This is a genomic window from Marinomonas phycocola, assembly GCF_047525455.1.
Taxonomy (GTDB): domain Bacteria; phylum Pseudomonadota; class Gammaproteobacteria; order Pseudomonadales; family Marinomonadaceae; genus Marinomonas.
On the sequence record NZ_JBLIXL010000031.1, the window covers coordinates 16,243 to 27,889 of the forward strand.

At 40.4% G+C, this 11,647-nt stretch carries 8 protein-coding genes and 1 other RNA gene; 4 read left to right on the forward strand and 5 right to left on the reverse strand.

What is annotated here, in order from left to right:
- Window positions 1–4 precede the first annotated feature (4 nt).
- The gene (locus tag ACMUMJ_RS15780; protein ID WP_414679810.1) at window positions 5–2,341 is read left to right on the forward strand and encodes an ATP-dependent helicase; all 2,337 of its coding nucleotides are present in this window, start codon (window positions 5–7) and stop codon (window positions 2,339–2,341) included.
- Between the two features lie 61 nt (window positions 2,342–2,402).
- Entirely contained in the window at window positions 2,403–3,356 is a 954-nt protein-coding gene (locus tag ACMUMJ_RS15785) for an isopenicillin N synthase family dioxygenase (protein WP_414679811.1), read from the forward strand.
- Window positions 3,357–3,462: 106 nt separating this feature from the next.
- On the opposite strand, the gene ACMUMJ_RS15790 is transcribed toward ACMUMJ_RS15785, so the two are convergent.
- From ACMUMJ_RS15790 to ACMUMJ_RS15805, 4 genes are all read right to left on the reverse strand, one after another.
- Window positions 3,463–4,230, reverse strand: a complete 768-nt coding sequence (locus ACMUMJ_RS15790; protein WP_414679812.1) for a class II glutamine amidotransferase — start codon at window positions 4,228–4,230, stop codon at window positions 3,463–3,465.
- A 114-nt stretch (window positions 4,231–4,344) separates the two neighbouring features.
- Window positions 4,345–6,012, reverse strand: coding sequence for a methyl-accepting chemotaxis protein (locus tag ACMUMJ_RS15795; protein WP_414679813.1), 1,668 nt, complete (start codon window positions 6,010–6,012; stop codon window positions 4,345–4,347).
- A gap of 280 nt (window positions 6,013–6,292) precedes the next feature.
- Window positions 6,293–6,700: a phosphoribosyl-AMP cyclohydrolase gene (gene hisI / locus ACMUMJ_RS15800; protein WP_414679814.1), complete on the reverse strand. Its 408-nt coding sequence runs from the start codon at window positions 6,698–6,700 to the stop codon at window positions 6,293–6,295.
- Between the two features lie 35 nt (window positions 6,701–6,735).
- Window positions 6,736–7,593: a 6-carboxytetrahydropterin synthase gene (locus ACMUMJ_RS15805; RefSeq protein WP_414679815.1), complete on the reverse strand. Its 858-nt coding sequence runs from the start codon at window positions 7,591–7,593 to the stop codon at window positions 6,736–6,738.
- 197 nt (window positions 7,594–7,790) lie between these two features.
- Here ACMUMJ_RS15805 and ffs point away from each other — a divergent pair.
- Both ffs and ACMUMJ_RS15815 read left to right on the forward strand, forming a co-directional pair.
- An RNA gene (gene ffs / locus ACMUMJ_RS15810) (signal recognition particle sRNA small type) lies at window positions 7,791–7,887 on the forward strand.
- A gap of 740 nt (window positions 7,888–8,627) precedes the next feature.
- A complete protein-coding gene (locus ACMUMJ_RS15815; RefSeq protein ID WP_414679816.1) occupies window positions 8,628–8,864 on the forward strand; it encodes a hypothetical protein in 237 nt (78 codons plus the stop codon).
- Between the two features lie 319 nt (window positions 8,865–9,183).
- On the opposite strand, the gene ACMUMJ_RS15820 is transcribed toward ACMUMJ_RS15815, so the two are convergent.
- Window positions 9,184–11,647 (reverse strand): beta strand repeat-containing protein (locus tag ACMUMJ_RS15820; protein ID WP_414679817.1); only part of this gene is annotated, 2,464 nt, incomplete at its 5' end.

Genomic DNA, 11,647 nt, shown 5'->3' on the forward strand with positions numbered 1-11,647 from the left:
TACAATGCTTTTTACCGATGAGCAACAAGGTGTTATTCAGCATAATATTGACGCCCATGCAAAAGTCGTCGCGGTTGCTGGAGCGGGCAAGACAACCACACTCATCGCTCGAATTGAGTACTTGTTACAACAGGGTGTACCTATTCAAAAAATAGGCGTGTTTATGTTTAATAAAAGCGCCCAAGAAGAATTTTTACAACGATTGAAAGGCTATTTGAGCGAGCGTGGCTACTTTCAAGTGCCGGATGTGATGACATTTCACAGTTTTGGTTTGAAGTTATGCCGCCGTATGGAGCAAACTGCATTGCTACCAAAATCTGAATTGATCACGGATGATTTTTCATTGGTTAAGCTGATTCGAGAGGGTATGCAGCAGCTTACCAAGCAAGGTAAAAAAATAGCGTCTCTGGATGAAAAAGAATGGTTAGAAGACGCGCTTTTGTTTATTGAGCATGTGAAAGCCGCTGCGGACGATGCTAAAACAGTCTATAAAGAATCTGGATTTAACTCAGATAGAGCGTTTTTTCCTGATTTGTATAATGTGATTGAAAAAAATCGACAATGTCGTAATCAACGCTTTTTTTCCGATCTTACTTTAGATCCACTGATGAAAATCGAGCAGGATCAACTGGCGGAGAATATCCTAATTCAAGGCTTAGTTCCTCATTATGACTACTTGTTGGTTGATGAGTTTCAAGACATTAACCCCTGTCAATATCGATTGTTAAAAAACCTATATTCAAGCAGTAAATGGATGATTGTTGGAGATGTTCAACAATGTATTTATGAATGGCGAGGTGCCAATCCATTTATCATGGAAACTGAATTTGATGACGATTTTAATCTGCCAGTCATGAAGGAAATTTCTGAAACGACGGTGAAAAATGCAAATGATGTTGGCCATGTATCAAAATACGCGCTCAGCCAAAGCTTTCGTTTTGGGCATCAAATCGGCTTGATGGCGTCGAGTGTGATTCATCGTAACCGTGCTGAAAACTTGGTGATTGGTGCGGGTAAAGGGACGGAGTTTGCGTTTGCGAAAAGCGACAAAACAGGGCAAGCACTACTATCAGAGTTAAAACACTGGCTGCAATCTGGCGAACCCTTAAACGATGTGGCCGTATTGGTTCGTCTTTATAGTGACATGGTGCCCATTCAACTGGCACTGATGCACAAGCAAGTTCCTTATCATCTGCATGGTGATTCACCCCTATTAGAAAATCGCCAAATACGCATGTTGTTGGCCTATTTAGCGGTAATGGCTGATGGTTTCACAACGCCAGCACGTTTTCATAACGTAAGAGACATTGACTATTTATTGTCTGTTCCTAGCTTGTCTCTTTCGCCGAATGAACGACACCGCTTTTCTCAGCAATGTCATATGTCTCCGTATTTAATCCCTCAGCTTATTGAAGAGCTGAGTGACCAACAAGAAGGTTGGCGCAGTAAAAAACTACTGCAGCGTTCGGATTGGTTACGCAGTTTAACCTTGTATCGAAATGACCCTGCTGCAGGGTTGCAACATACGATTGAAAAACTTGGCATCTATCGTTATTTCGAAAGTACAAGCAGCAAAGACATTCAAGTGAAAGAAAAAATTGCCACCTGCGAAGCCTTTATTGCGTATGTGAGAGGTGTTGGTGGCACGGCGGATGACATACTGGATCAGCTGCTTACATTGTCTTCTCAGCCGTCTGAAAGTGACCATAAAAGTGGAGTGCATTTAATGACGATCCATAAATCTAAAGGACTTGAGTTCGGTCAGGTCATTATGACGGGTTTACAAGAAGGTCGCTTTCCATATTATGAAAAAGACGTTGATTCATCTCAAATTGAAGCAGAAAGGCGGCTTTTTTATGTGGGTATTACGAGGGCAAAGCGGCGTTTGGTGTTTTTACATCAACCCAATAAACTCGAAAGTAAACAGCTTTTAAATGGCAGTGTTCAGGATAAAAAGAAATCGACGGAAGGGTTATCACGCTTTATATTTGAATCTTATCCACTTATCGTACAGAGCATCGTCGATAATGAATACGGCGCTCTAAACAAAGCATCAACGAAAGCGGGTCAACCATTGGTGTTGGATCATCCTCAAGCGATTCAGCGATACGTTACGGTTGCTGAATTCCAAAATCCGCCTCAATTTAAGAATACGATTAAAGAAGTACGTACCTTGCAAGCAGGGGACCGTGTCAGGCATGAAAAGTTTGGCAGTGGCGTAGTGCTTACTCAAGATCAAAAAGGCAGTAAAATGATTATTATTGATTTTGATATGGATGGTGTAAAAACCTTTAATCCAAAGCACACGCGTTTACTAAAAGAATCACCTGTTGAAACATAATGTGTGCGCTACTTTGCTCGGCTTTAATGAAAATGCATAATTAAAAAAGGATGCATAAATAATGAACTCCATTCCTCTAATTGATTTTTTACATTTGAAATCGAATGACCTCGATATCCAAAACCACGCAATACAGAAATTAGATCGAGCGTGTCGTGAAGTCGGCTTTTTTTATTTAGTGAATACCTCAATAGAAAAGAGCGAAGTGAATGGGCTAATGTCCTCTGCAAAAGCTTTTTTTGCTCTTCCACAATCTGAAAAAGAAGCCATTGATATTAAACACAGCTCCAATCACCGAGGCTACGGGAAAATTGGAGAAGAGCAGCTTAATGAAGTAAACCAAGCGGATTGGAAAGAAACGTTTGATATGGCATTGGATTTTCCAGCAGATCATCCTCTGGTTAAAAAATACCCCGGGATGTATGGGGCAAATCAATATCCTCAGCAGTCTGACATTGTTGAAGCATTACAGGCGTATTATGTGTCGGCTTTTGAAGTGTCGCAAGTGGTGTTAAGTTCTATGGCTCAGGCGCTTAATTTGGAAGCGAATTTCTTCACACGATGTTTTAAAGATCATGTAACCGTCTTGCGTATGATTCACTACCCGCCGCGACCTGAAGTGGATCACAGTAACGGTGCTGGAGCGCATACGGATTACGGTTGCATTACTTTATTATTGCAAGATGATATTGGTGGGTTGCAAGTCAAAAATGTAAAAGGAGAGTGGGTTGACGCCACTCCAATGAAAGAGTCGTTGATCGTGAACATTGGAGACTTAATGCAACGATGGACAAATGATGAATACGTATCAACAGCTCATCGAGTCATTTCTCCTGAAAGTGGGGTGCATCGCTATTCGTTTCCGTTTTTTGTTGAACCCGATTATGAAACCAATGTTGAATGTATTGACTCCTGTCGTACGGAAAATAACCCAGCTAAATACGACCCCATTTTAAGTGGAGATTGGATTCAATCCCGTTTTGACGCCACATACGCTTACAGAGAGACTGAGTAAAAGGCATATTTCTTCTCCCCACACTTCAGCGTGGCACTTCATACACTGTTAAGTAACAGAGTATGAAGTACCACGGAGACTGCGGGAACGAGAGCAAGTCTAAAACCTAAAATAAAGGAGTGCTATTGAACGGCTGCGTAGGGACAAGGGTGGCTATATGGCCTTCGGGCATCAATATCCAACCATCACCGGATAGTTCCAATGGTTCAGAACCCACGACGATATGTTGTTCAAACAATTTACTAAACACAGTCGGTGATTGATCATCACTAGAATAGCGCATGACCGTTAATGTTTTACCATCCGACAAGGTAGACGCAAAGCGTAATGGCTCAACAATCTCATGTTTGTCCATTAAATCTTCGGTTTGTTTTAGTGTGGTGGTAACGGCTTGATGGATATCTGTTTCTAATCCGTTAGCGATCATCAATAAAAAAATGAGTTCTGAGTCGGTTGCACCACAACGAAACGGGTACAAATGTTCTGGAATAAGCCGGTCTAAATGCCATCTCAATGTGTCATAACCACCGATTTGCCCGTTATGCATAAAGAGCCAGTTTTTATAACTAAAAGGATGGCAATTGGAGCGGTTGGTTGCTGTGCCAGTTGATGATCGAACGTGCGCAAAGAAAAGGTTGCTGCGAATATGATGTGCTAAGTTTTTTAAATTGCAGTCGCTCCAAGCGGGCATGACTTCGTGATAAAGCCCCGGTTCGTCGTGTTCGTCGTACCAACCAATGCCAAAGCCATCTGCATTGACGGTAACTTCTGATTTTCTGGCACCTAAACTTTGATGGACTAAAGAATGTTCAGGTTCATATAAAAGTTTGTCTATATACACAGAGTGCCCTGTGTAAGCCATCCAACGGCACATATTGTCTAACCTTTAATTGATGATGAACGAGCAAGCTTACGCAAAAATGCTCTTAATGTTCTGCATGAGAAACGGGCAATATTGCATCGTTTTTAATGCAGAAACCCCTTTTGATTAAACCTTAAAATACCCAATTTTATTAGAGAGCTGCTCGGCTAACTGATCCAGCTCGGAAGAGGCGTTGTTAATAGAGTGAATGGAACTCGTCGTTTTCTCAGTAATTTTATTGATATTGGCAATGCTCTTGCTAACCTCTGAGGTGACGCTGACCTGATCCTCTGCTGTCGCTGATATTTGGTCGCTCATGTGGCGTATTTTGGATACGGAAGCATTGATCTTATCTAATGATTGTTCTTCGTGTTGGACTTGTTCCACGACATTAATGGATTTGCTATGACTTGAATCCATTGCTTTGGCGGCTTGTTTTGCCCCTTCTTTTAGTTGAGAATTCATTACTTCAATTTTCTGTGTGGCATTTTGAGTATTTTGAGAAAGTTGTCTTACTTCATCAGCGACTACCGCAAACCCACGACCTTGTTCACCAGCGCGTGCAGCTTCGATTGCGGCATTTAATGCAAGTAGGTTTGTTTGCTCTGCGATGCCTAAAATAACATTCAGAATATCGCTTATTTGGTTGGTGTTTGCTTGCAGCTCGTTCATGCTTTTAGTCGAATCTTCAATGTACTTTGTCAAGGTATTGATGGATTTAATGGTCCCAACGACAATACTTCTGCCTTCTAAAGCGGCTGTTTCGGCTTCTTGTGCTGCGCTGCTGGCATCCGTTGTAGCGGAGGAAACTTGAACGGCTGTGGATTGTATTTCTTCAATCGCTCGATTGATTTGTTGGGTTTCTTGTTGTTGCTGATCCACCATGTTTGATGCATCTGCGGTAATACCATTTAAATTATGAGCGGCTTCGGTTAGCTGGTTACTGGATTTTGCAACATCAGAAAGAATTTCATTTAACTGAGTGACAAGTTTATTCATCGCCGTTTCAAGCATACCAATCTCGTCTTTTCGATTGCTCTCAATAAGGCCCTGGCTGAGTGCACCAGAGGCAATGCTTTCAGCACGAATCACCGCTTTCTTAAGTGGGCCACAAATGCCATTCACAATAATTAAACTAAAAATGAGCCCAATAACAATCAACGCACCAGATAAGGCAATACTAGTGATGATGACTTGATCTTGTTTAAGTTGCTGTTGATGAATAATGATTTCATTATAGGTTTCAAGAGCGTTATTAATGAGCTCCATTTGTTCCGATGTGGCTTCTAAAACGGCTTGGGCTTCTCGACGGCTTCTCGCACCTTTAAAGGTATTTAGCTTAATCCAAAAGGCATAGGTTTTATTACTGGCTTCTAAGAAAGCTTCTTGTTGCTGGCTAAAGGCATCAATGTGTTCCAATAAAATGGTTAATTCTGGATTCTTCGGCATAATGGCGAGGGTGATACGTATGTTTTCAAAACTTAGTTTTAGCTCTTCTGTATAGGCAGTGAATTTCTCGAAGGATTCAGAAACCAAAGCCGAGCCAACGCCTTCAATGCTTTTTGCTAAACTTACTTGAAAGAAGCCCCTTTCAAATTCCACGGATTGGCGCAGAAGTAGCTGTCGACTGTTTTCTATGTTTTTAATCAATTTAAGGCTGCTGCTTGAAACTGAATTAAGCTCATCAGTAATGGCACGGCTTGACATAGAAGATGTGACAGTTAGTACGGTGATCGCAATAGAGAACATGACTACGAGTGATAAAATTTTAAAGCGCACGGATAAATATGACATATTAACCCTCTATTTTTTAGTTAGTTATATGTATTAATGACCACTAAACAGTCAGAAATAATGGTTAATATTTTTTTTGGTTAATTCCTCTGTTTTGTGTGTTTTTGCAGTGTAAAGAATCAGCATTGGAACGCCTATAAAAAGGCACTTTTATAGCGTCTAGAAAAGCAAACGCGAGAATGTCACGTTTGCTAGGGTATAAATAGTATTTAAGAAGTAATAACTATAGGTGATATAATCGGAAGGATTTTAGATATATGTAACGTTTTGTTCAAAGTTGTTAATATTGAGGGTCGCTATTAATAACCACATTATTCGAATCAATTTCAAAGAAGAAGCAGTTTCTTCTATTTGTATGACAAGCGGCGCCTTGTTGGTCTACTTTCAATAAAATACAATCGCCATCACAATCAAACGCAATAGAGACAAGTTTTTGCCTGTGACCAGAGCTTTCTCCTTTGCGCCAGTAGGTTTGACGTGATCGAGACCAATAGCACACTTGACCCGTTTCTAACGTCTCACGAATGGATTTTTCATTCATAAACGCGTACATCAAGACTTCACCAGTATCATGTTGCTGTGCAATGGCACCGATTAATCCGTTTTCATCGGTTTTTAAATGAGTAAAAATGTCATCTAAAGAAATTTTACTGCCTTTGTCTAAATTTTCGTACTGCTTTAAACTCATTTGTTCCCACCTCATTATTCGGTTGTTGTGTAAAATTACTCTGTGTATTTGGTAGCGATAGCGCCTTTGCCTATGCCTTCAAACGCATGGACTTCGATTTGATGTCCTGCATTTTCTTCAGACAACACCGTAGCAACATGCTCCGCAATCAGCTCTACGGTTGTATCACTGTTTATTAAGTACACCACGTTTTCATTAATACTCAGATCGAATTGTCCCTGATTGCTCACATAAGAGAACTGAGTAAAACGGTGTCCATCTATCTCTTCTACGTCAATGACATCTTCCGTTGTGCCTAGGTAAATGTCTGTCCAGCGGGAAGCCCAGTTGTTTTCTAGTTCTAAAGAACGAACACCGTCTTTATAGATTTCAATGGTCGAACGATGCCCATGAGCAATTCGTTGACAGTTACCATCGTGCTTTTTGAGCCCATGAGTATAGTGATACGATGCACCATCAATTTTTTCAGGGTAAAACTTGATACTCACATCTGATAACTCAGCAGGTAACAGCTCTAAAATTTGAGACTCAACCCACGTTGCCGCACCCTGAGGCGTGATTTTCTCTAAAGGCAGTAAAGAAAATGCGTGATGAGGCGCAATGCAATCGAACTGCTTGCCCTGCAATCCCGCAAATTTGAAATGAGTTCGCTCATCGTATTTCATAAGAGTGACAAGAGGGTGCTCAACGGGAATGGTAAGGCAATGGTCGATATTGTCATCAAGCCACTTTTTGATTATCTGTTTAACAATACTAAAATCACACACCATACCTTCATCATTGAGCTTACCGTCTAAAATAATGTCAGTATGCCAGCTTTCGCCCACAACACCACGATCCGCATCAAAATAAGAAAGATCGACATGAGTGAGGTTTTTAACAAACAATTTCACGTTAGCTGTCTCCAGATAGAATAAATGCAGCTATCTTACCGTAAAGCAGAAGCTAGGATCTAATGAGAAATTGTAAATAAGAACGATTTATAAATCTTCTATAAGTATTTGAAGGCGCTTGTCTTTATAGGCTTGCAATTACAAAAAGCGTACGTATAATACGCACCAAGATCGAGCGATCTCCTCTATGGTGTCTCCTCTGGTCCCTTCGCAACAATAACTTGTTAATCTGGTCAGGTCCGGAAGGAAGCAGCCACAGCAAGCGACTTGTGTGCCGAAGTGCGGCTGGTTGAGATGCCACCTAATATCTTCTTTGTAAATTCAACCATAAGTTGTCAAAATTTAGCTTAGTCTATCTGTATATATCTAAATTAAATTCTTTTTGAAACGCACGGCATGAAAGGCAATAGTTTGTAGATACTCTGTTTAGATGCAATCGACTCTATCCTTTCCACTCAATCTTGTTATACAAAGTGACTTTAAAGACTAAATGAGGTGAGAGCCTCTCTATAAGAGAGGTCAGTACATTGCCTCTAGGATTTGGAACGGCCTCCCGATAATGCTTAAATAATATTCCTCAATAACCATTAAATTCATCATACAAGGCTGGAGAAGTCTCAAGCGCCTTCCTACATTATCAGAAGCTATGCATCCCTTCTGTTTTCGCTTGCTGATCTTTTCGGTAGCGCTTTTTTCCTTGCTTCAAATGGTAATAAAGTGTTCCTTTGTTTCTTTTGTTATCATGGATGTATTGATAACTCTATTCGTGACTAACAGAAATACCACCGTTTTTGAGTGCGTTAGAGACTTGTTCAGAACTCCAGTCGATTTCAATTAAAATGCGAATAAAATTAATCGTCTTTGATGCTTAGCGGATGTCTTTCGCCCTATCAAACAACCCCTTTGAGTCTTATCAGGGTAATATCCTGTTGCTGGGCTTAACATAGCTCAATAACTAATGCGTTAGCTAAATATAATTATCTTGAAGTGGCTGCGCAATTTGATGACTTGTACAAACAAATTGGAATTTAACCATGGGTAAAAATGATTTATCAAGTTTAAAGATAAAACAAGAAAAAAAACTTCCAGACGAGACAAATATCAATTTATTGGAAAAAACGGCGGACAGTGTGAATGAATCAGAAAATAAAATAATCAGCTTAAGGATTACAACGCGTGAGTTTTTAATACTAAAAGAAAAAGCGGGGATGGTGCCATTAGGCCGATATTTAAAGCATCAACTCAGAGAAAAAACGGATGTATTTAAATAATTTTTTATTATATTGCGATGATACGGAACGAGCAAATAACCTTGCTAGCTTAAGTATCATAGTCAGTGGGTTTCAAGGTTAAAGTAAAATCGGATATAAAACATCATTTAAAACGTGATATTCTCTTCACAATTTGAGTGTTATTCCCCAAAATAATCAAACGTTAGAATAATAAGTGATCATAAAAAACCCGCAATTTCATGTGAGATTGCGGGTTTTTTTGACACCTTCTTAAACAAATGTTTGAGTGGGTATCCAATGATTACAACGATGGCTTTGGAGGAGGGCGTTCATTTCACCCCACTCCAAATTCATTGTTTTAAAGTATAAAGTCACCAGGACTAATAGCAACTGATAATGTGTCGTCACCTAAATCAAATTCACCGATAAGTGTCACTGTGTACGTACCTGCAGTACCGCCAGAAGTAGCACTTACATCGGTATTCGCGTAAGTAACTTCATATGCTTTGTATGTACCATCATTTTGGATGTCACCAGTAACACCACCAGTGGCGTTTACACCATCTTCAATAATTAATACAGAAGTCGCTCGCGTTTGGTAAAGCCCATCAGTACGAACCACACTCATATCGTCATCAGCATTAAGTGCCGCTTGAATTTGTGCTGCAGTAGCATTTTCAAACGTAACATCAGTAGCCATACCATCTAGATCACTAAAATCAAGAAGGTTAATGCTGTTCGCTGTAAACACTTCGGTAGTAACTGCTGTATTAGGTAAAACAACTTCTGATTCAGTAGAATTTGAACTTGCACCAGGTGTAGCAGAATCAACCGTACCTGTTAGATACGATGTGAAATCTAATTTATCAATGCCTGATTCAAAGTGAACGATTGTATCGCTACCTTGAGAGTAACCTGTCCAGACAACTGTATCGTAATCAACAGGGACAACAGGGACAAGTGGTGGATTAGGAAGTGCATTAGCAGTATCATCAGAACTCAATACGATAACATCATCGCCAGCGTTGCCGTTAACGGTATTTACATTGCCATCAAGGGGCTCAAGGGGCTCACCGTCTATTGTACTAGCTACTGATGATGTTGTACTAGTACCTGAGACAGATAAGTTAGTAGCGTCTCCAACAGTAGTTGCTGTGTAGGTTACTGTAGTACCCACTACACTAGTTACTGTTGTTGTTGCTAAGCTGCCTGATGTTGATAGGTTAGTATTACCTGAAAAATTGGCATTAATATAGGCAGCAAGCTCTGCAGCTGTAACTCCAGTAGTAGCTCCAGCAGAAATGGTCAAGCCATCAAAGATATAAGTCTCGCCAGCAGCTAAACTACCAAGAGAAACTGTTGTTACTTCTCTGCTTCCAGGATCTTTGATGCCTCCGAGGATAGAAGAGTCTTCACCTAGTAGTAGACCTGAACTTGCAGCAAGAGTAACGTCATCTTTTATGTCAGTGTCAACACCTGTTACAGTAAGATTTTCATCTTGAGTAACAAGATAAACTGTATCAGTACCATCAGATGCAGCAGCGTAACCTGCTTCAACAAGTGCTGTAGCAATTTTTAATGCAGTTGTTTTAACGGTTGGATTACCAGTATCAGTATCAGCATCAAGAGTAAGAGAAACCTCTTCACCATCAATCGTTACAACAATCTCAGTCCCTTGATTGCCAGCACTGTCAACTTTAATCGTTGAACCGACAAACGAATCAGCAGAGGCCGAGACGCCGCTAGCATCCTTATTCACGTTGGTTACAAGTTCAGCACTTGAGTAAGTAGAGTCGTTAATAAAATCTCTGTAGTCATTTAACAGAGCTGTTGAAACACCGGTAACGCTAGCAGGATTAGCGATGCTTAAAGAAACGGCATTAGCAGCCTGCACACCATCGACTAAGTAAGTAACAACAACATCATCATTCTCATCGATAGAAGCGACAGCAATTTTGTTAAGTACTTCATCATCATTGATTGCTTCAAGAACAGCATTGTTCAAATCATCGATAGTCGTTAGTGTACCACTTGATGCTTCAATCGTAACAACAGAGCTCTGATAACCATTCGACACTAGATTTGCAGAATTACCATCCGTTGCAATCGTAACTTGTACTTGTTTACCCGCTAGCAAAACAAGTTCTGCGCCAGTAGGGTGTGTTGTATTAATAGCGTTAGTAGCTGGAGTTGGATTTTGGTACAAACCAGAAGTATCAAGAGTTAATAATGCTTTTTCGCCCGTGTTTTCAGCGTAAATAACATCATTACCTGTACCTGCAGTGACGTTTACAGAAACGTCGTTACCACGGATAACGTCATCACCTGCGCCAGCAGTGATGGTTGCAGTTGTGTTTTCGGCAGAATTATCACCTTCATCAACCGTGATATTGTCGTTTGCAGCACCAGTAGAAATTGTTACCGCAGTATCAGTTTCACGATTTCCTTCAGTAATACTATCAATCAAAGTGATGTCTAGTGTATCAGCGCCGTTCCCCGTTGTTGCTGTGTATGACGCTTTGTCGTTTAATGTTGCGTTATAAGTTACGTCACCATTAACCGCAGCAGACAATGTACCTAGGTCAACGATGTCTGAGTCTCTACCTAGAACGATGTCACCATCAAAATCAGTCGCTGTAATAGACGTTAAGCCTGCTTTAACGAAGTTCGCTTGATCAACGTTATTGAAAGCATTGTCGTCATCTTGAACAGCACCATTAGAATCCAACTCAAAATCAGTATTGGCTAATACGAAGTCACCTTTAACCGTGCCATTCGTTAATGTGATTTCCTCTAATGCATCGTTTGTAGAAGAGATGTCT

What these genes read in the sequence shown, in the direction of transcription:
- ACMUMJ_RS15780 (WP_414679810.1), top strand. Translation starts at nt 5, where the DNA reads ATGCTTTTTACCGATGAGCAACAAGGTGTTATTCAGCATAATATTGAC.
- ACMUMJ_RS15785 (WP_414679811.1), top strand. Translation starts at nt 2,403, where the DNA reads ATGAACTCCATTCCTCTAATTGATTTTTTACATTTGAAATCGAATGAC.
- ACMUMJ_RS15790 (WP_414679812.1), bottom strand. Translation starts at nt 4,230, where the DNA reads ATGTGCCGTTGGATGGCTTACACAGGGCACTCTGTGTATATAGACAAA.
- ACMUMJ_RS15795 (WP_414679813.1), bottom strand. Translation starts at nt 6,012, where the DNA reads ATGTCATATTTATCCGTGCGCTTTAAAATTTTATCACTCGTAGTCATG.
- hisI (WP_414679814.1), bottom strand. Translation starts at nt 6,700, where the DNA reads ATGAGTTTAAAGCAGTACGAAAATTTAGACAAAGGCAGTAAAATTTCT.
- ACMUMJ_RS15815 (WP_414679816.1), top strand. Translation starts at nt 8,628, where the DNA reads ATGGGTAAAAATGATTTATCAAGTTTAAAGATAAAACAAGAAAAAAAA.